This window comes from Nocardia sp. NPDC003693 (assembly GCF_053981095.1).
This window is the reverse complement of the sequence record NZ_JBSFNO010000001.1, coordinates 507,163-525,664: the sequence shown is the minus strand read 5'-3', so window position 1 is coordinate 525,664 and position 18,502 is coordinate 507,163. Positions and strand designations below refer to the sequence as shown.

General features: G+C 68.3%; 16 protein-coding genes. 6 read left to right on the top strand and 10 right to left on the bottom strand.

Annotated features, from left to right (window positions below; genetic code table 11):
- Nucleotide 1: 1 nt before the first annotated feature.
- The 5 genes from ACWDOP_RS02760 to ACWDOP_RS02740 are packed head-to-tail and all read right to left on the bottom strand — an operon-like array spanning nucleotide 2 to nucleotide 5,280.
- Nucleotides 2-352 (bottom strand): lycopene cyclase domain-containing protein, encoded by a 351-nt coding sequence (locus tag ACWDOP_RS02760; RefSeq protein ID WP_456343610.1) that lies wholly within the window; start codon nucleotides 350-352, stop codon nucleotides 2-4.
- Nucleotides 353-357: 5 nt separating this feature from the next.
- Entirely contained in the window at nucleotides 358-1,347 is a 990-nt protein-coding gene (locus tag ACWDOP_RS02755; RefSeq protein ID WP_456343609.1) for a phytoene/squalene synthase family protein, read from the bottom strand.
- Complete coding sequence (gene crtI, locus ACWDOP_RS02750; RefSeq protein ID WP_456343608.1) at nucleotides 1,344-2,870, bottom strand: phytoene desaturase family protein; 1,527 nt, start codon at nucleotides 2,868-2,870, stop codon at nucleotides 1,344-1,346. Before crtI ends, ACWDOP_RS02755 begins: the two co-directional genes overlap by 4 nt.
- A gap of 14 nt (nucleotides 2,871-2,884) precedes the next feature.
- Entirely contained in the window at nucleotides 2,885-3,991 is a 1,107-nt protein-coding gene (locus ACWDOP_RS02745) for a polyprenyl synthetase family protein (protein WP_456343607.1), read from the bottom strand.
- Nucleotides 3,988-5,280 (bottom strand): glycosyltransferase, encoded by a 1,293-nt coding sequence (locus ACWDOP_RS02740; RefSeq protein ID WP_456343606.1) that lies wholly within the window; start codon nucleotides 5,278-5,280, stop codon nucleotides 3,988-3,990. Before ACWDOP_RS02740 ends, ACWDOP_RS02745 begins: the two co-directional genes overlap by 4 nt.
- A gap of 536 nt (nucleotides 5,281-5,816) precedes the next feature.
- On the opposite strand from ACWDOP_RS02740, the gene ACWDOP_RS02735 reads away from it, so the two are divergent.
- Together ACWDOP_RS02735 and ACWDOP_RS02730 are read left to right on the top strand one after the other, a co-directional pair.
- The gene (locus ACWDOP_RS02735) at nucleotides 5,817-7,469 is read left to right on the top strand and encodes an alpha-(1->6)-mannopyranosyltransferase A (RefSeq protein WP_456343605.1); all 1,653 of its coding nucleotides are present in this window, start codon (nucleotides 5,817-5,819) and stop codon (nucleotides 7,467-7,469) included.
- A gap of 9 nt (nucleotides 7,470-7,478) precedes the next feature.
- Nucleotides 7,479-7,835 (top strand): hypothetical protein, encoded by a 357-nt coding sequence (locus tag ACWDOP_RS02730; RefSeq protein WP_456343604.1) that lies wholly within the window; start codon nucleotides 7,479-7,481, stop codon nucleotides 7,833-7,835.
- A 113-nt stretch (nucleotides 7,836-7,948) separates the two neighbouring features.
- Here ACWDOP_RS02730 and ACWDOP_RS02725 read toward each other — a convergent pair whose 3' ends face one another.
- Nucleotides 7,949-8,566, bottom strand: coding sequence for a TetR/AcrR family transcriptional regulator (locus ACWDOP_RS02725; RefSeq protein WP_456343603.1), 618 nt, complete (start codon nucleotides 8,564-8,566; stop codon nucleotides 7,949-7,951).
- A 94-nt stretch (nucleotides 8,567-8,660) separates the two neighbouring features.
- Here ACWDOP_RS02725 and ACWDOP_RS02720 point away from each other — a divergent pair, with 94 nt between their 5' ends.
- Both ACWDOP_RS02720 and ACWDOP_RS02715 read left to right on the top strand, forming a co-directional pair.
- Nucleotides 8,661-9,833 carry an aromatic ring-hydroxylating oxygenase subunit alpha gene (locus ACWDOP_RS02720; protein WP_456343602.1) on the top strand — a complete coding sequence of 391 codons (1,173 nt, stop codon included), beginning with the start codon at nucleotides 8,661-8,663 and terminating at the stop codon, nucleotides 9,831-9,833.
- A 55-nt stretch (nucleotides 9,834-9,888) separates the two neighbouring features.
- Complete coding sequence (locus ACWDOP_RS02715) at nucleotides 9,889-10,395, top strand: hypothetical protein (RefSeq protein ID WP_456343601.1); 507 nt, start codon at nucleotides 9,889-9,891, stop codon at nucleotides 10,393-10,395.
- 126 nt (nucleotides 10,396-10,521) lie between these two features.
- On the opposite strand, the gene ACWDOP_RS02710 is transcribed toward ACWDOP_RS02715, so the two are convergent.
- The 3 genes from ACWDOP_RS02710 to ACWDOP_RS02700 form a co-directional block, all read right to left on the bottom strand.
- The gene (locus ACWDOP_RS02710) at nucleotides 10,522-12,201 is read right to left on the bottom strand and encodes an AMP-binding protein (RefSeq protein WP_456343600.1); all 1,680 of its coding nucleotides are present in this window, start codon (nucleotides 12,199-12,201) and stop codon (nucleotides 10,522-10,524) included.
- A 37-nt stretch (nucleotides 12,202-12,238) separates the two neighbouring features.
- Entirely contained in the window at nucleotides 12,239-12,790 is a 552-nt protein-coding gene (locus ACWDOP_RS02705) for a nuclear transport factor 2 family protein (protein ID WP_456343599.1), read from the bottom strand.
- A 93-nt stretch (nucleotides 12,791-12,883) separates the two neighbouring features.
- Nucleotides 12,884-14,221, bottom strand: coding sequence for a PucR family transcriptional regulator (locus ACWDOP_RS02700; protein ID WP_456343598.1), 1,338 nt, complete (start codon nucleotides 14,219-14,221; stop codon nucleotides 12,884-12,886).
- Between the two features lie 18 nt (nucleotides 14,222-14,239).
- On the opposite strand from ACWDOP_RS02700, the gene ACWDOP_RS02695 reads away from it, so the two are divergent.
- A complete protein-coding gene (locus tag ACWDOP_RS02695; protein ID WP_456343597.1) occupies nucleotides 14,240-15,565 on the top strand; it encodes an alpha/beta hydrolase family protein in 1,326 nt (441 codons plus the stop codon).
- Nucleotides 15,566-15,572: 7 nt separating this feature from the next.
- Here ACWDOP_RS02695 and ACWDOP_RS02690 read toward each other — a convergent pair whose 3' ends face one another.
- Nucleotides 15,573-16,679, bottom strand: a complete 1,107-nt coding sequence (locus tag ACWDOP_RS02690) for a helix-turn-helix domain-containing protein (protein ID WP_456343596.1) — start codon at nucleotides 16,677-16,679, stop codon at nucleotides 15,573-15,575.
- 176 nt (nucleotides 16,680-16,855) lie between these two features.
- On the opposite strand from ACWDOP_RS02690, the gene ACWDOP_RS02685 reads away from it, so the two are divergent.
- The gene (locus ACWDOP_RS02685; protein WP_456343595.1) at nucleotides 16,856-18,421 is read left to right on the top strand and encodes an MFS transporter; all 1,566 of its coding nucleotides are present in this window, start codon (nucleotides 16,856-16,858) and stop codon (nucleotides 18,419-18,421) included.
- Nucleotides 18,422-18,502 lie beyond the last annotated feature (81 nt).

Here is an 18,502-nt window from a genome sequence, read left to right as displayed (position 1 = left end):
TTCATTGCCGCACCGCCTTTTCCGTGCGACCGAGGCGACGGCGCGCGAGGTCGAGCAGGTTCTCGACCGCGACGAAGGTGAGCAGCCCGCACAGCGGCACGACGAGGAAGAACAGCAGTTCCTCGAGCGGCATCGACCCGGGCAGCAGCACCCCGAGGGTGAAGCGGGGATCGAAGTCCCACACGCCGGCGGCGATCGCGATCAGATCCCAGATCACGAACAACGCCGCAGCCGGCCACAGCGCGCCGAGCAGCAGTCGCGGCCGCCGGTAGACGCCGGGACCGAGGAACTCCAGCGGCGCGGTCACGACGAGACAGCCCACCAGGATCAGCAGATAGTGCCAGTGTTCCATCGTCATCACCCGCGCTCGGACGGGTCGGGGGCGCCGACCGGTGGAACCGGGAGCCGTCCCGTCCCCTCGGCCGGATGGGCGCGGCGGGCTCGCCACGCGCGCACGAAACCCGCTGTGCCGACCCGAATCCGGCGGCCGGTGCCGACCGTGGCCCGCCGCCCGAACACCTCGAAATCGGCGGCCTCTATGCGATCGAGGATCTCCCCGTACAGTACGGCGGCGGTCTCGACGCAGGGTCGTGATCGCGGTGCGAGCAGCTGGGTCCCGGCGCGGGCGTAGGCGTAGATGTCGCGGGTGTTGGCGACCTGTTCGGCCAGTGCGCTCCGGACCCGTGGATCGACGCGGCCGCGGTCGCGGCACCAGCGCAGCAGGTCCCGGTCCACACCGTGGGCGGCGAGTTCGTCGGCGGGCAGATACACCCGGTCGCGTGCGAGATCCTCGTCCACATCGCGCAGGAAGTTGGTGAGCTGAAAGGCTTTTCCGAGGGCCGCCGCGTACGGTGTCGCCGCGGCCACCGATTCGACGGTGCCCAGCACCGGCAGCAGCTGTATGCCGATCACCTCGGCCGAGCCGTAGACGTAGCGGTCCAGGGCCGCGCGGTCCGGATAGTCGGTGATCGAGAGATCCATGCGCATCGAGGTCAGGAACGCCTCGAACAGGTCCGGGGGAATCCGGTAGGCCCGCGCGGTGTGCAGGACGGCGGCGAGCACGGGATCGCCGCCGTCGTCGGCCGCGCCGAATTGCCCGGCGAGGGTGTCCAATCTGGTGCCGCGCTCGGCCGGGGTCAGCGCCGGATCGAACTCGTCGAGGATGTCGTCGGCGCGCCGGGCGAAGCCGTAGAGGGCGTGTACGGCGGGCCGCTGATCCGGGGCGAGGAGCCGGGTGGCGAGGAAGAAGGTCTTGCCGTGGGCGGCGTTGAGCTCCCGGCAGCGCAGGTACGACTCGCGCAGGCCCGGATCGGTGATCCCGGCGGCGTCGAGCTCGGCGCGCGTCATCGCGACGTCCCGGCGGTGGCGTCACCCGCGGTGGCGACGCGTCGATTCCGTTCGCGGTGCCCGGTGACGCGGTCCGCGGCGAGACGTCCGGAGATCAGCACCGGCGGAATTCCCACCCCGGGCACCGTCGACCCGCCCGCGAGCACGACGTTCTCGAACCCGCGAATCATGTTGGCCGGCCGGAACGGACCGGTTTGGCTGAAGGTGTGGGCGAGGGCGAAGGGGCTGCCCGCCAGCATGTCCCGGCGCGCCCAATCGGCCGGGGTGACGACGCGGAGCACCTCGGCGTCGCGCAGATCGGTGGACAGCCTGGCACGGGCGAGGTCGAGAACCTCCTCCGCGTACTCCTCGCGCCGGCTCTCCCAATCGATATGTCCTCGTTGGAGATTGGGTACGGGAGCCAAGACGTACAGCAGATCGCGACCCGCGGGGGCCAGGGTTGGATCGCTCGCCGTCGGTCGCGTCACCAGCAGCGAGGGATCGGACATGACCCTGCCCTGCTCGATGATCTCGGCGAACGCGCTGTGCCAGGCGTCGCCGAACAGCAGGCTGTGATGGGGAATTCGCGTGTTCTGCTCGCACGCGACGTGCAGCACCACCGCCGACGGCGCGGGCCGCACGGCCAGCGGGCGGCGCGAGCGATGACCGAGAAGTTCGTAGGTGCGGTGCCGTTCGGTCGTCAAGACGACCGCGTCGCAGGCGATCCGCTCGCCCTGATCGGTGTGCACGGCGACCACGCGGCCGCCCGTGCGCTCGAGCTCGCTCACGCTCGCGCCGTATCGGAAACGCACACCCGCGGATTCGGCGGCGTCGGCGAGTGCGGCGGGCACCGCGCGCATGCCGCCGCGCGGGAACCAGACCCCGGACATCGTGTCCATGTAGGCGATCACCGCGTACGCCGCCAGTGCCCGATCGGGTGCGACCCCGGCGTAGAGCGATTGGAAGGTGAACACCCGCCGCAGGGTCGGGTCGGTGATGAACTCGCCGACCTTGCGGTCCCAGCGCCGGAATCCGCCCAGAGCGGTCAGCCCGGCCAGTGCCGGGATCGACATCGACAGCGGCGAATCGAAATTCGCCGCCACGAACCGGTCGAACTCGGTCGCGTACAGGCGGGTCAGCCAGTCCCGCAGACGCCGGTAGCCCGCGGCCTGTTCGGCGCCCGCGAAGTCGGTGATCGAGCCGACCATCCGCTCCTCGTCGCTGTGCACGTCGAGGGTGCGTCCGTCCGCGAATCGAGCCCGGTAGGCGGGATCGACGGGCATCAGGTCGAGGCGATCGGTCATCCGCTCGCCCACCGCGGCGAAGAGTTCCTCGAGGAGCCCGGGCATCGTCAGCACGGTCGGGCCGGTGTCGATGCGGTAGCCGTTCAAGTCCAGCCTGCCCATGCGCCCGCCCGGGACCGGTTCCCGTTCGAGCACGGTCACCGTGCGGCCGCGCGCGGCCAGGTGTATCGCGGTGGACAGGCCGGCCAGGCCGGCCCCCACCACCACGATGTGATCGCTGCGTCCCGTGACCGTGCGCATCGGACTTCCTCTCGTCACAACTGCCGGGCACTGCACAGCAGCGCCATATGTTCCAGTGCCGCTTGCCGATCCGGGCCGAGCGCGCAATCACGCAGTGCGTGCACGGCGTCGCGGACCCGGTCGGCGATCATGTCCTCGATGCGGTCGGGCGCACCCGATGCCGCGATGAGCGTGCGGCAGCGCTCGATCGCGGCGGCGTCGAGCTCCGGCCGATCCACCAGGTCCGCGAGCTCGTGGCGGGCGCTGCTCGCGCTCATGTCGAGCGCGGCGACCACGACGCTGGTGGCCTTGTGCTGGCCGAGGTCGCTGTCCTGCGGTTTACCGGTGACCGAGTCCGCCCCGAAGATCCCGAGCAGATCGTCACGCAGTTGGAACGCCTCGCCGATCAAGGTTCCGTAGTGCCCGAGGCAGGTCAGCATCGTCTCGCTCGCACCGGCGAGTGCCGCGCCCAGCTCCAGCGGCCGGCGCACGGTGTAGTTGCCCGATTTGGCGCGCGCGATGTCGACCACGGTGTCCAGGCTCGGTCGCTCGCGGACGTCGTTGGCCAGGTCCGCGAACTGGCCCACCGCCAGCTCGATTCGCATCGCGTCGTACCGGGGCCACAGTCGCGCCAGTGCCTCGGCGCCGACGCCGCTCTCGCGCAGCATCTGTTCGGACCAGACCAGGCACATATCCCCGAGCAGCGTCGCGGCCGAGGTCCCGAAGCCCGGTACCGCTCCGGCTCGGCCGCCGAATCGGGCGTTGAGCCGGACGTGGGCGGCGTCGGAGCCGCGGCGCAGCACGGCGTCGTCCATGACGTCGTCCTGCAGCAGTGCGAAGGCGTGCAGGAGTTCCAGGCTGGCCGCGGCACGCACGGCGGCGGCATCGGGCGCCGCGGCGCAGAGCCAGCCCAGGTACATGAATCCCGAGCGCAGGCATTTGCCGCCGACGGCGTATTGCGCGAGGACCTCGTCCACGCCGGCGGCGGACAGCTCCTTCACCCGCGTCTGGCGCAGGAAGTCGGTGAGCTCGCCGAGTACCCGGGCCCGGGTGTCGGTGTGCCAGTTCGCGAATCCCACGGATAGATCGGGTGGCCCCGCATCGAGCGGGGTCCGGGCGGGATCGAAGGATACGGTGCTCATCGGGCCATACCGTTTCGTGAGGCCGGAACGCCTGTCCGGGATGGGTTCTCGTGCAGGTCGGTGAGTACGTTCGACATCAGCTCGAGCGGTGTGCTCGCTCGCATCTCACGCCCCACTCTCGCGGCGGCGGAACGGAATTCGGGCGAGTTCAGGACTCTGTCGACCGCGGCCGCGATGGCGGCGGGCGTGGGGTGGGCGGTGCGGAGATCGATGCCCGCGCCGGTGTACGCCACCCGGGCCGCCACCTCGGGTTTGTCGGCGGTCTCGCCCGCGACGATCACCGGGACGCCGTGCCGAAGTGCCTGCTGCACACCGCCGTAGCCGCCGTTGGTGATCATCACGTCCACGTGCGGCAGCAGTTGGTCGTAGGGCACGAAGTCGGTGATCCGGGCGTTCGCCGGGACGGGAACGGCGGGCATCGGTGAACCGCCGGTGCTCACCACCACGGCGCAGTCCTCGCGCCCGCTCAGTGCCGTCAGCGATGGGGCGATCAGCTGTCCGAGGTCACTGTTGTTCCAGGTCCCCTGCGTCACGTGGACTATCGTCCGGGCGGATGGGCGGTCCCACGGGCTGGGCGGATGTACGCCGGGGAGCGGGCCGGTGAAGATGACCGAATCGGGCAGGTCGCCGCGCGGGTACTCGAAGCCGGGGACCGTGAACTGGAGCAGCCGATCGGCCAGCAGCGGCCAGTCGAGGAGATATCCGGGCGCGGGTCCCACGCCGAGCGCATCGAGGGTGGCGTCGAGCCTGCGCTGCGTGCTGCTGAACAGCACCTGCCGTACGAACCGGTTCATCGCCGTGTAGTCACGGCCCTTTTGCGGTTGCCATCCCATGCCGAAGGGAGGTGTATCGGAGCTCGAGAGCATCAGGGGGACGACGCCGCAGGCCACCACGGCCGGGCGCGGCCGCTGCGCGAGCAGAAGCGGGATCGCCCCGGTGAACATCACGTCGACCAGGACCGCGTCGACGTGGGCGCCGTCCAGTTCGCGGCGCAGTGCCCGGTACTGGCCGGCGATCGGGTCCAGGAAACCCGCGCGCAGTTCGGCGTTGCCGTTGCGCCACTTGCGGAGCAGTCCGGGTGCGGGTTCGCGGGCCACGTCGTTCACCGATACCGCGGCGTCGGCGGGCAGTGCCGAGCAGGAAATGCCCTGGGCCGTCACCGTTTCCAGGAAGCTCTCGCCGGTGAGAAAGCGCACCTGATGACCGCGTCGGGCCAGATCCGCGGCGACGGTCAGCATGGGCGCGACATGGCCCGGGATCGGACTCGCCGCCACGAGATATCGAGCCATGCCGAGAACTCCTCCGCTGGTCAGATCTCTATCGGGCCGACCCGTCGCACCGCCGGTCGGATCGAGACAGGTGACCGGCACTGAGGCGGGCTGACCCCGTCAAGCGTCCGTTCGAGTGCGTGTGCGGACGATGGTACCCCAATCGATGCATATTCGATGCACGACGCTTCTGTCTGGTTGGTGTGGATTCGCGTCGATACCGACAGTAACTGTGAGTTTGCTGATTCCAGTGCGTCGACACGGACCGCGTGTCGGACTCGAAGCGGCCGGCATCGGAAAATCTACGGACCGAGAGGGATTCAGTGGTGTGTATGGGACCGGTAGTACGCCGGGGCCGGAGCTTGCACGTTTGCTGAGTGGGACGCACGTGGGCGCGACGAACGATCACTGCGGGCACACAGCAAACCTGTCGAGTAGCCGATGATGCGCGGAATGTGAAAGCGTCGACTCGCGGCCACCCGTCGATGTGCGGCGCTGCGGCGATCGTTGACGGATGCGGGGGACCGAAACACATGGCAGACAGCAGAAATGACGCGATGCTCACGGCACCGCACGCCACCGCGAATCGCACCGTGGAGCCCGTCGCCCGCACGGTGCCCGGCCCGGGGTTCCGTGATCGGCTGCGTACCCACGCCGACTTCGTCCGCGGCCCCGAAGGGCATCAGGCGGTGTGGGGTCTGCTCGGCGCGATCATGATCACCTGCGGCGGTTTCGGCGCCGGCGCGACCCGCGTCCACGACCCGCTGATGGAGGATCTGCACCTGTCGTGGCTGCGGTTCGGGCACGGCTACGCGCTCGCCACGATCATGGTCTGGATCGGCGTGCTGCTGATGATCGCCTCGTGGGTTCGACTGGGCCGCACCGTGATCCGGGGTGGTACCGGGGTGACGCTGCGCGAGTTGCGCGCCGTCGTAGCGCTGTGGAGCGTCCCGCTGGTGTTCGCGGCGCCCCTGTTCAGCCGCGACGCCTACTCCTACCTCGCCCAAGGCGCGCTGCTACGCGACGGCTTCGACCCGTACGCGGTCGGACCGGTCTTCAATCCCGGTGTGCTGCTGGACAATGTGAGCGAGGTCTGGACCCACACGACCGCGCCCTACGGGCCGATCTTCCTGCTGCTCGGCCGCGCGGTCACCGGCATCACCGGTGACAACGTCATAGCGGGAACCATCGCGTTGCGGCTGGTGATGCTGCCCGGCCTGGCGTTGATGGTGTGGGCGGTGCCGTATCTGACCAGGCATCTCGGCGGCAGGCCCGCGGTCGCGCTGTGGCTCGCGGTGCTCAATCCGCTGGTACTGATCCATCTGCTCGGCGGCGTGCACAACGAGATGCTGATGGTCGGGTTGATGTGCGCGGCGGTCGCGCTGGTGCTCGAGCGTCAGCACGCGGCGGGGATCGTGGTGCTCTCGATCGGTGTGGCGATCAAGGCGACCGCGGGTGTCGCACTGCCGTTCCTGGTGTGGATCTGGATGCTGCACGAGCGCGAGCGGCGGGCCGCGCAGCGAGCCGGACGCGCCCCCGAGAATGTGCCGAACAGCGAACGGCCGCACGACGCGGCGCGGCCGACCCCCGACATGCCGCATCCCGCTCGGATCTTCGCCAGGATCGCGGGCCTGGGACTGGGCGTGTTCGCCGCGGTCTTCGCGGCCGCCACGATGCTCGCCGGTGTCGGGATCGGCTGGCTGACCGCGCTGTCCGGATCGAAGAAGATCATTCAATGGCTCTCGCTGCCGACGATACTGCGCGACATCATCGCCGCGCAGACCCCGCTGCGCCCGGACGCGCTGCTCGACCCGCTCCGGGCGCTGTGCATGCTGGCGCTGGTGGCGGTGCTGGCCTGGACCTGGTGGCGGTTCCGGCACAGCGAGCGGGAAGCGGTCCTGGGCATCGTGATCGCCTTCGTCGCGATCGTCGTCCTCTCCCCCGCCGCGCTGCCCTGGTACTACTCGTGGCCCCTTGCCCTGGCGGCGAGTTTCGCGCTGTCCACCACCACGCTGATGACGCTGGTGGGCCTGTGCACCTGGCTGATGCTGGTGTTCAATCCGGATGGGTCCCACGGGATGTACAACCTCTGGCACGTCACCGCCGCCACCGTCGTCGCCGCGATCGCGGCGCTCTCGCTACGGACGGTCGACCCGCTGCGCCTGCGCTCCCCGTCGCCGCCGCGACCGGCCGAATCCGTCCCTGAGTAGGCTGCGATAGTGCCCCTGGTCGAGGTCGTCTACGCCCCACATGTCCCCGAGTCCGCCCTGCGGAAGCTGGGTGATGTTCTGCCGCACCTGGTTTCCCTCGCGGTCGAGTGCCCCGAGGAGCCCTACGACGGCGACCTGCAACCCGGTGATGTGGAGGTCCGGTTCCGCGCGCTCGGCCCGTACGACCGCTGCGGCCTCGACGTGGTGGTCGAGATCCGCTCGAAGTTCTTCCCGAGCCGGGCCGAGAACCGCCAGGAACGGGTCGACGAGTTGCATGAGAACCTCGAAAAGGCTACGGGTCTGGACGATTTCGGGATCTATCTGTCGATGCCGGTGGCGGCTTGGGCGCAGGGCGAGGACGACTAGGAATCGAATGCCACCCCTGCACACAAGCCAGAACCCGGCACTCGGCTGGAGAATGAACGCCCTTGGCGCACTGAACTATTCAGCGGGCTGAGAGACGGGGCGATGCCCGTTCGTCACCGCTCGGACGGTGTGGTGCGAGTCCGGGGGTCCAGGGCCGGCGCGACCCAGTGACGGAGATAGCGGCGTAGGTCGGCGCCCTCGCGCGGTGGGTCGCCGGGGTCGATGATGAACGACTGCAGCGTGCGCAGCATCATCTCGATCAACTCATCGCGCGCGGTGTCGTCGAATCCCGCTGCGGGCCAGTCCACGTCGAAGCGATCCAGGATCGAGCGGCCGAAGTCGCGGGCTATCGCCGACGTCACGCCGGCGGCTAAGCCAACTCGGCGGCCGGGCGTCATCAGCAGGGCGACCTGTGGTTCCCGGGGCAGACGTTCGAGGGTTCGGGCGATGCCTTCGACCACCGCGGTGGCGGGGTCGGTGATTCCGGCCAGGTCCCGGGCGAGCACGTCCACGAAATCGCCTGCCGCGCGCTCGGCGGCGGCCGCGAGGAGGGCATCGGTGCCCGGGAAGTAGCGATACACCGTCTGCCGGGACACCCCGAGCGCGCGGGCGACGTCGGCGATTCCCGGCTCCAGGCCGCGGTCGATCGCCGCGCGAGCCGCCTCGAGAATGCGATCGACCGCTTCCGCGTCGCTGGTTGGCCGCGTGCCGGCCCAGCCGTGTGTGCGCATCGGGCCACCCTAATACGGCAAAAGGGAGCGTGAACAAGTTAGACAATACGACTTGACGCAAAGTGTATGGTCGTCTTGTACAGAAGGAGAGCTCATGCCCACTCATCCGCTCCTGAATCCCGCGCCCCTGGACGAGAACCTCACTCGCCGCGCTCTGAATTTCGCCCTGAACCGCAGCACCCAACTGGCCGAGGATGTGCTGCGGGTGCCGCTGACCTACTACCGCGACGAGAAGCTCGTCCAGCTCGAGCTGGACAACGTGCTGCGCCGCACACCGCTGGCGATCGTGCCCGGCGCACAACTCGCAGCGCCCCACGACTTCGTGGTGCGCTCGGTACTGGGTGATTCCCTGTTGATCACCAGGGATCGCGACGGCAAAAGCCATGTCTTCCTGAACTATTGCCGCCATCGTGGGGCGATGCCCGCCTGCGGCTCCGGCAACGCGAAGCGGTTCGCCTGCCCGTATCACGCGTGGACCTACGACTCGACGGGCAAGCTGGTGGGTGTGCCGGGCAAGGAAGGCTTCACCGGTATGGACCGCGCCGACTACGGGCTGGTCGAACTACCCACCGAGGAACGCCACGGATTCATCTGGGCGGTGCTGACCGCGGGCGCGGACATCGATCTCGACGCTCATCTCGGTCCGCTGGATGCCGAACTCGCGCAATGGAATTACTCGGCATACGGGTACCACGACGATCGCGAATTCCAGTCCGAGGTCAGCTGGAAGGGTGCGCTGGAAGCCTTCGCCGAGGGCTACCACTTTCCGTTCGTGCACGGCGAGAGCGTGATCGGGCAGAACACGCTGGCCAACACCATGGTGTTCGACAAGTTCGGCAAGCACCACCGCATGGGCTTTCCCTTCACCTGGATCACCGACCTCGACGCCGATCCGACCGGGTCCTGGGATCCCTCGCATCAGATGGGGGTCATCTACTGGGTCTACCCGAACCTCATCCTGGCCAACAGCCCCGTCGGGGTGGAGATCATCGACATGCTGCCCGTCGACTCCCCCACCCGGTGCACGGTCCGGCACAGCTGGATGGGCCGGGTCCCGGCCACCACCGCCGAACAGCGCGAGCTGTACGACCAGATCTACGCACAGGTCCACGCCGCGGTCCGCGACGAGGATTTCGCCATGCTGCCCCAGTGTGGGGAGGCCGTTCGCCGGGGCCAGCACGACCATATGATCATCGGGCGCAACGAGATCGGCGTGCAGAACATGATTCGGGTGTTCGCCGAGGAGCTGGGGATTTCTCTCGGCTGAGGCCGAGGTGGCGCCGGATCGCTTGGGCCAGCTCGTCTGGGGCTAGGGTGTGCACGTGGCCGAGTGGATCAGCGTGTACTGCCGCGAGACGATCCGGCTCGAGCCCGAGCGGATTCGCGGATGGATCGAGGTCGCCGACCTGGCGACCTGGGCCGAAACGGTGTACGACGACGATGAACTGGCGGCGGCGGCAGCGGATTCGGTCGCCGCGAATCTCAGAGTGCATCCCGGTTCGCCGCTCGAGGTGCACTGGACGGAGTCCGGTCATCCACTACTGATCTCGGTCAACACCATACCCGCGGAAGAGGTTTCGGAGATCCTCGACGAAGTGATCGCTGAGGCCACCGGCCCCGGGCCGGAGCGGATCCGCGATCATCTGGCCGCAGTACGCCTCGCGATAAATATCGAGATGTCGGCGGCGGATTCCAGGTCCATGGGGGCGGTGCTCGGTGAGATCGTCGCGCTCGAGCTGGCCGCGGCCGGCGACGGGCTGGTGTGGTTCTTCGACAAGGACTGGGTGTCGCCCGAGGACCCCGCTGACACCGTGTGGACCAGAGGCTGATTCACCGGCCCGGGCACTCGGCCGACCGAGAACCGCCCGCCCACACCCGAAAGTTGATGCCTCCCGCAGCCGAGCGCAGTGACCGGTCGTGGCGATCTCGGCGCTGCGGCTGCCTGGGCAGCGGAGTCAGAACAGGTTGCCCCGGCCGAACGAGGCGAACTCGGCTTCGAGTTCGGCCTTGGCGGAAGCCGTCAGGGGTTCGTACTCGGGTTTGCCGCGGCCGAACCAGTGGTAGACGGGCTCTCCGGTGTGCCAGCGTTGTTCCTGGAGTTCACGTTTGAGCACCTTGTTCGAGCCGGTGACCGGGAGGCGGGCGGAGACGCGGAGCAGGCGGGGCGCGCCTTTCGAGCCGAGATCATCCTGGGCCGTGAGGAACTCGGCGAACTCCGTGGTGTCGAAGGATTCCGGATCCGCTACCTCGATGGCCGCCATCACCCGGTCACCGGAGCGCGGGTCCGGGACGCCGTAGACGGCGGCGGCAATCACCGCGGGATGTCGCCGGATCACCTGTTCGATCATCAGTGTCGAGGTGTTCTCCCCGTCGACGCGCAGCCAATCGCCTTTGCGGCCACCGAAATACAGGAACCCGGCCTCATCGATGTAGCCGAGGTCGCCGGTCCAATACCAGCCGTTGCGCAGACGCTCGGCATCAGCGACATCGTTCTTGTAGTAGCCCTCGAAGACGATCGCGCCCGCCTTGTCGACCATCTCGCCGACCGATTCGTCGGCGTTCAGCACACGGCCGTGACTGTCCAGCACCGCGCGCGGACAGTCCTCGAGCGTCTCCGGATTCACCACCGCCACACCGGGATGCGCCGGGCGGCCCAGTGCGGTGGCGGGTGCGGCCGGATCCAGCGCGGCCAGGGCAGGGCCTTCGCTCGAACCGTATCCCTCGAACAACTCGGCCCCGAAACGGCGGCGGAACTCGGCCTGGTCGGCCACCGACGCCTCGGTGCCGAATCCGCGGACCAGGGTGGTGTCGGCGTCCTGCGGGGTCGCCGGGGTGGCGAGCAGATAGCCCAGCGCCTTGCCCACGTAGGTGAAGAAGGTCGCGCCGAAATACCGTACGTCGGAGAGGAATCCGGTCGCCGAGAATTTCGGGGTCAGGCACACCGTCGCGCCGTTCACCAGGGCCGGCGCCCACAGGGCCATGATCGCGTTGCCGTGGAACAGCGGCATGCAGCAGTAGTCCACGTCCTCGCGGATGTGGCCGAACTTGTCGCTGGCCGCGTAGCCGAGGATCGCCAGCCGGCGCTGGGTGCACTTGACCGCCTTCGAGGTGCCGGTCGTGCCCGAGGTGAACAGCAACAGCAGCAGGGCCTCCGCACCGGCGTGCGCGACCGGCTCGGCCGTGTACGCCGCCAGTCGCTCGGTATAGGCCGGGTCGTCCACCAGCAGGAACCGATCCGGCTCCAAGCCGAGGTCGAGACCGCCCAGGCGGGCCATGCCGGCCGCGTCGGTGACGATCAGCTGGCAGTCGACGTAGCGGATGTCGGCCGCCAGTTGCGCGTTGCCGCGGGTGGGATTGATGCCGACGACGGTCGCGCCCGCCAGCGCGGCCGCACCCAGCCAGAAGACGAAATCGGGCACGTTGTCCAGCAGTACGCCGATATGGAACGGCCCGTCGCGCCGCAGGTCGCGGGCCAGTTCGGCGCGTGCCGCCGATTCCCGCACCACCGCGTCCCACGTCCAGTCCCGCTCCCGGGTGCGCAGACCGAGCCGCTCGTCACCGAGCCGGTCGAGCAGCAGGCTCGCGATGTCCGCACGCCGCCCGGCCGGGTTCTGTGCCACCGTTTGGTCCGTCATGTCCGATTCGCCTTTCATTCGCAGAGTCTCGCGCTTCTCACACGCCCGGGTACACGAGTTCGACGTACTCGCTGGGCAGTTCGTCGAACGACAGCTTGCGGATCTCGACCGGGCCCGAGTGGTAGGAGTCCTCGCCGATGATCAGCCCGGCCTCGCTCACCGGCCACAGCAGCAGCTGCCGGAACGAGATCAGGTAGTCGGCCGCGGGGTCCTCGATCGGGAGGCCGATCTGGGCCGCGTACGCGCCCGGGTAGATCTGGCGCAGATAGCCTTCGGTGACCACGCAGTCGTCGTCGACCAGCAGGCGGTCCAGTTCGAACTCCAGGATGTTCGACTTGCTCGCCACGAATGCCGCGTAGTAGTCGCGCACGCCGTCCCAGCCCTTCGGGCCGACATCCTGACCGAACTGCCAGAAGTGGTAATTCGGTTCGGCCACCAGGGTTTTCATCAGACCATCCAGGTCCGGCACCGCTTCGGCCTTCATGTGCGCGATGACGATCTCGAGCACCCGGCGGTGCCGCTCGTTGGCGGTGACGGCGAGCCGCTCTTCGAGCAGCTTCCAGGTCTTGGTGGGTTCGACGATGGGCATGGTGTGAATCTCCTTCTCCCGCACCGGCTGTGCCGTGCCCGTCGATCGTCGCCGAGCGGAGTGATCCGGATCACCCGCCGTCCGTCGCGGGTATCACCTTCCCGACCCGACGCCTGTCGGGTCGGGCGGGGCCGACAACTGCGTGGACGAGAGCGCCATGCGGCGCACGAACAACGCCAGCGTGGCCGTGAATCGGTCCAGCGCGTCGTCGACATCCCAGCCCATCACGGCCTCCACCTGCGCGATGCGCGCGGCCACCGTGGAGTGATGCAGATGCAGCTCGGTCGCGGTGCGGCGCAGGGTGCCGAAGACGCAGAACGCCTCGAGGGTGTCGACCGCGAGTGCGCCCGCCTCGGTCGCGGCGAACTCGTTGACGCGCGTCACGTCGGCGACGCCGAGCAACCGCTGGACCGGCAGGTCCGCGAGCAACTCCAGCGCGCCGAGGCGCTCGAAGGCGATCACCCGGCGTCCGTGCCAGGTCGACGAGGCGAAGCGCAGGGCCCGCCGCGCCTGCTCCCAGGATGTGGCCGCCGCGTATGCGGGCAACCGCTCCCCCACGCCGATCCACGGGCCCTCGGCTCCTGTTCGGGACGCCGGAAATGCTTGCACCACAGCTGCATTCAAGGTGTCCGAGAGGCCGCGATCAACCATCGAGAGCCGTCCGGGTCCTGCTGTGCTCGACTCTGCGACGTCCGTGCCCCGGTCGGAACGCACGGCGCCGTTCGTCCCGGCTGAGTCATGCCCGTGGTTGCCGAGATCCACCGTGCCGTCGGATATTCCGAAGTCCTGGACCAGGATCGCCGTGGTCGATCCGATCGTCGCCTGCCGCAGCACCGGTACATGCTCGCCGATGATCCGCACGGCGACCGCGGCTCCGGGCCCGGCAACAGCGAGGACCCTGGTGAACCGAGCCGGATCGAGCCCGAGCAGCCGCATCGCGCGGACTCGGTCCTCGCGCCGCTCCTTGTCCGACAGCACCACTTCCAGCAGCGCGGGATCATCCATGCGCAGCGGGTTCGGCGCCTGGCGCGCGGCCACCACCCGTAGACAGTGCCGCAACCGATCCAGCACCACGTCATCGAGCGGATGCGGGGCCGCCGCCCAGGACGGCACGTCGTCGGGCTCGGTCGCGCGTGGCTGTCCATCGGGCCGCTCGAGCCAAACCGCCGGTTCCAGGTCCTTCGGTTCGGGTCCGGCGGTGCGGGCGGGCAGCAATCTGCCCGCCGCGTCGTATCGGATCACCGGACCGCCGGGCCAGCTCGCGCCGACCGGGCATTCGGCCAGCAGCGCGGTCGCGCGAATGACGGTGTCGGCGTTGGCCGCCGACTCGTCGAAGGCGTCGAAGTAGTCGATGACCCGCAGCATCGCGGCCGCGTCGCCGGTCAGTTCGGACAGCCGGGGCACGTTCGAGGTCGGCGCAGGCTCGAGCACACCGCTCCCTCCACATCGATGGAATGTCCGATCAGGCTTACGCGATGGCGGGCGGAAGCATCGGAAATCGACCGGATCGTTCGACTGGGTGGGACTCGAGTTGGCAGCGGAATGCGCCGGCGTTCGAGCACTCCGCCGGATGGCGGCTCAGGGCTGGGATTCGTCGCGATTCCGGGGAGCCTCCGGGTATTCCCCGATGTGCGTAGCGAATTCGGCTACCTACCCTTCTCCTATGAACGGAAGAGTCCGCCATTCGACGGAATCCAGCAGCCGGGGGCGCCCATGAATTCCAGAGCCGTCCGAGGTGTATCCGCCCTCGTTGTATTGCTGATGTCGGCCGTCGCGGCCGGCTGCGCGCAGACGACGAACGAGTCCGACGATGCCTATCATTCGGTGGACGTGACGATCCAGAATTCCGGAACAACAATCGGTGGCACACTGACCGTCCCCGACCGGGACGGCCCTTTTCCCGCGGTGGTCCTGATTCCCGGCGGTGGAAAACACAATCGGGACGAGGAATTCGCGCAGCACAAGCCCTTCCTGGTGCTGGCCGACGCGTTCACCAGGGCGGGATTCGCGGTGCTCCGAACGGATGACCGCGGGGTCGGCGCGACGACCGGTGACAAGAGCGAGGCCACCTACGACGACCTGGCCTCGGATGTTCTCGCGCAGATCTCGTTCCTGCGGGGACGGCCGGATATCGACCGCACGCGAATCGGGCTGCTCGGCCACAGCCAGGGCGGCACACTGGCACCCCTGGTAGCGCAGAAGGCGCCCGACAGCGTGGCATTCGCGATGCTGATGGCGGGACCGGCACAGACGGGATGCGAGGTGCTCGCGCATCAGATGCGCGTACAGCTCCGCGCGGCCGGAACCTCCACCACCGATGAACTGGCGGCCAGTGATGCGGCCGTACGCACCGAATGCGATCTACTCCGCGAAGGCAATTTCGACCAAGCGCGCACGAATGCCAGAGCCGCGAATCAGCGCCTGCCCGAGAACCAACGGGCCGACGACGCGGATATCGACGGGGCGATCAATCAGGAATACGCCGCCCAGGCGACCTACGATCCCGAACCGGCGCTGCGCGCTCTCCGGATACCCACCCTCGCTTTGTTCGGAACCAAGGATGTTCAGGTCGATGCCGCGGTGAACGACCCCCTCATGCGCAGTTTTCTGTCCGGAAATCCGGCCGCGACCGTGCACACCTTCGACGGCGCCAATCACCTGATGCAGTCGGCGCAGACCGGCATGCCCGACGAATATGTATCGATTGCCACGACAATCGACCCGGCGGTGCTCGACTACATGACAGCGTGGCTGAATCAGGTCGTACGGAGATAGGCCCGATTCAGACCGCAGATGTGGGAGCTTCGGCGCTTTCTACGCCAAGCCGCGTGCGCTGCCGGAACGCACTGGGCGGACTGCCGGTCCATCGAGTGAACGAACGGCTGAACGCCGCGGCGCTGGTGTAGCCGAGGCGGGCCGCTGTCTCCTTGACGGTGAGGTCGAGGACGTCGAGCATGTCGATCGCCAGCGCGTGCCGCGTCTCCTCCTGCAGGAGCCGGAAGTTGGTTCCTTCCTCGGCAAGTCGTCTATGCAGGGTACGGCGGTCCATGTTCAGTCCGGCCGCGATGTCGCTCGCCGTGGGCGCGGAGTGGATCTGCTGCAGCAGCATCGCACGCGTTCTCGCGGCGAGCGGCCCGCGGTTGCGCTGCTGCAAGAGGTCCCGGCACTGCTGTTCGCACAGCGCGGCGGTAGCCGGATCCGGCATCGACATCGGTTCGGTGAGTAGATCGAGTGGAAACGTCAGTTCGGTGGTCGGGCGGTCGGCGATTATCCGGAGCCGCCGGATCGGATCGTGTGCGAGGTCGGCGAGCATGCGGCCCATGCCGTCGACCACCGTCGCCGCACGGTCGGCGGGAAGCGCCAGTTCCAACCGCGTATCGCCGAGCCGATCGACGAGTTGCGGACTGAGACAACGCAATACGATCACCCCGAAGATGATGGCGATGTCGCGTTCGAGTAGGAACGCTCGGACGTCGGCGGGCAGCTGCCCGTGCTCGAACGTGATCCGCCCTCTCGTCTCGGTGAAACCGGCCGTGATGTCGATGAACCGATTGCCGATCCGCAACGTTCGGAGGGCGACCTGCAGGGCTTCACCGGCGGTGGGACTGCTGAGCATGGCGAAGCCGAGCAGTCCGAAGTTCGCCAGCGAGAAGCGCATCGCGACCTCGGTCCCGAGTCCCGGGAGGTCGCCGAGGGTCTGGACCAGGTTGCGCGCGACCGATAGCTCTTGTACGCCTTCGACTTCCAGATCGTCGGCAGCCAGGTCCGCGAGCACGAGTCCGGTCGAGGCGAGGAGTCGGCGCTCCGCGATCCCGTGATCGATTCCGACCTGGACCATGTGGCGGATTCCGATGATGCCGCGTCTGAAGTCCCACGACCTGCGCTCCATCGCGCCGAAAGTATCACGGTTCCGTCCCATCGGGTCATTCCCGCCTGCGCGGGCCGCTCGTACGTTGACAGAGGGCCGTTCAGACGTCGGCCCGTGTACGGGGGGTCGTACCGCATTCGAGTCGTTCCCCTCCCCGATGCGGAATCGCCCGCCCGAGACAAGGAGGGGCATAACCTATGCGTCCCATAGTGATTCGATGGCTGGGGCTGGGCGCGCTGTGCTTCGCCGAGTTGCTGGTGTTCCTGGACAACACCATCGTCAACGTCGCGCTGCCGAAGATCTCGACGGATCTGGGCGCCGGCACATCCGGTTTGCAGATGGTGGTGGACATGTACACGCTCGTGTTCGCCGGCCTGCTGCTGACTGGCGGATATCTGGGTGATCGTTTCGGCCGCAAGACCGTGCTGCTGATCGGAATCGTCGGCTTCGCGGCGGTCTCCGCACTCGCGGCTCTCTCGCAGAACCTGGGGCAGCTGATCGCCGCACGCGCGGGCCTGGGACTCTTTGCCGCTCTTGTCTTTCCGGCCACCCTCGCCCTCGTGGTGATCCTGTTCGACGACCTCCGCGAACGCGCGATCGCGGTCGCGACGTGGGCCGCGGTCGCCGGGGTCGCCGCCGCGATCGGCCCGGTGGTGGGCGGCTGGCTGCTCCATCGCTACTCGTGGAGCTCGATCTTCTGGATCAACGTTCCCGCCGGCGCCCTCGCGCTGGTCGCGGTCGCGGCGCTCATACCGCCCAGCCGACACCCCGATGCCGGCCGCTTCGACATCGGTGGCATGGTGCTGTCGATGGTCGGCATCACGATCGTCGTCTACAGCGTGATCGAGGCCCCGAACCACGGCTGGCTGACCCTCCGCACCGTCGGCGGGATCGCGATCGGCGCGGCGGTCATCGCTGCCTATGCCGTCTGGGAGAGTCGGTTCCCGTCGCCCCTGTTCGACATTCGCCTCTTCCGCGACCGCAACTTCGCCGCGGCGGCACTGCTGCTGACCTTCGGCATGTTCGCGCTCATGGGCTTCGTGTTCCTGATGACCCAGTACTTCCAGGGCGTCAAGGAGTTCTCCCCCTTGGAGACCGGCACCCGCACACTGCCTTTCGCGATCGCGATGACGGTCTTCGCCGGGCCGAGCATGTGGCTCGGATCGAAGATCGGGGCGGGTCGCACCGCGGTGCTCGGGTCGCTGGTCATGGCCGTGGCCTTCCTGCTGACCATCCGGTACGACGCGCTCACCTCGTATTGGGGCGTGATCGCGCCCGTGATGGTCACACTGGCCGCGGGCGTGGCGCTCGTCGCGGGCCCGGCGACCTTGATGGTGCTCAACGAACTGTCCACCGGTCAGGTCGGTGCCGGGTCGGCGGTCAACGACACGAGTCGCGAACTCGGCGGAACGCTGGGGGTAGCTGTACTCGGCTCGGTCCTCGCCTCTGTCTACTCCGGGAAGATAGCTTCCGATCTGGCCGGCATACCGCTGCCGCAGGAGGCACGCGATGCGGCGGCGAACTCGATGCTGACCGGGGTTCAGGCGGCCGGATCAATCCCGGGTCCTGTCGGCGCCCAGCTCAGCGGTCTGGTCAAAGGCGCCTTCCTCGACGGCTTTCACACTGCCTCTCTCACCGCCGGAGGTATTGCGGCAGTCGCCGCTGTCGCCGGGTGGCTGCTACTCGAGCCGAGCCGACACAGGGCGAGCACCGACAACATCACGACCGTGTCGGAGAGGAAGTCGGCGTCGCCGGTTACCTGATGCCACCGGCATTACGAATGGTGAGACCGGGTCCCGGCGTGGCAATTGCTCATCCTGACCGATCGACATGGTTCCCTTGTC

Excerpts from the sequence above, each read along its gene's own strand:
- ACWDOP_RS02705 (WP_456343599.1), bottom strand. The coding sequence starts at position 12,790 with ATGCCCATCGTCGAACCCACCAAGACCTGGAAGCTGCTCGAAGAGCGG.
- ACWDOP_RS02760 (WP_456343610.1), bottom strand. The coding sequence starts at position 352 with ATGGAACACTGGCACTATCTGCTGATCCTGGTGGGCTGTCTCGTCGTG.
- ACWDOP_RS02725 (WP_456343603.1), bottom strand. The coding sequence starts at position 8,566 with ATGCGCACACACGGCTGGGCCGGCACGCGGCCAACCAGCGACGCGGAA.
- ACWDOP_RS02735 (WP_456343605.1), top strand. The coding sequence starts at position 5,817 with ATGCTCACGGCACCGCACGCCACCGCGAATCGCACCGTGGAGCCCGTC.
- ACWDOP_RS02745 (WP_456343607.1), bottom strand. The coding sequence starts at position 3,991 with ATGAGCACCGTATCCTTCGATCCCGCCCGGACCCCGCTCGATGCGGGG.
- ACWDOP_RS02740 (WP_456343606.1), bottom strand. The coding sequence starts at position 5,280 with ATGGCTCGATATCTCGTGGCGGCGAGTCCGATCCCGGGCCATGTCGCG.
- crtI (WP_456343608.1), bottom strand. The coding sequence starts at position 2,870 with ATGCGCACGGTCACGGGACGCAGCGATCACATCGTGGTGGTGGGGGCC.
- ACWDOP_RS02720 (WP_456343602.1), top strand. The coding sequence starts at position 8,661 with ATGCCCACTCATCCGCTCCTGAATCCCGCGCCCCTGGACGAGAACCTC.
- ACWDOP_RS02690 (WP_456343596.1), bottom strand. The coding sequence starts at position 16,679 with ATGGAGCGCAGGTCGTGGGACTTCAGACGCGGCATCATCGGAATCCGC.
- ACWDOP_RS02710 (WP_456343600.1), bottom strand. The coding sequence starts at position 12,201 with ATGACGGACCAAACGGTGGCACAGAACCCGGCCGGGCGGCGTGCGGAC.
- ACWDOP_RS02695 (WP_456343597.1), top strand. The coding sequence starts at position 14,240 with ATGGAATGTCCGATCAGGCTTACGCGATGGCGGGCGGAAGCATCGGAA.
- ACWDOP_RS02685 (WP_456343595.1), top strand. The coding sequence starts at position 16,856 with ATGCGTCCCATAGTGATTCGATGGCTGGGGCTGGGCGCGCTGTGCTTC.
- ACWDOP_RS02755 (WP_456343609.1), bottom strand. The coding sequence starts at position 1,347 with ATGACGCGCGCCGAGCTCGACGCCGCCGGGATCACCGATCCGGGCCTG.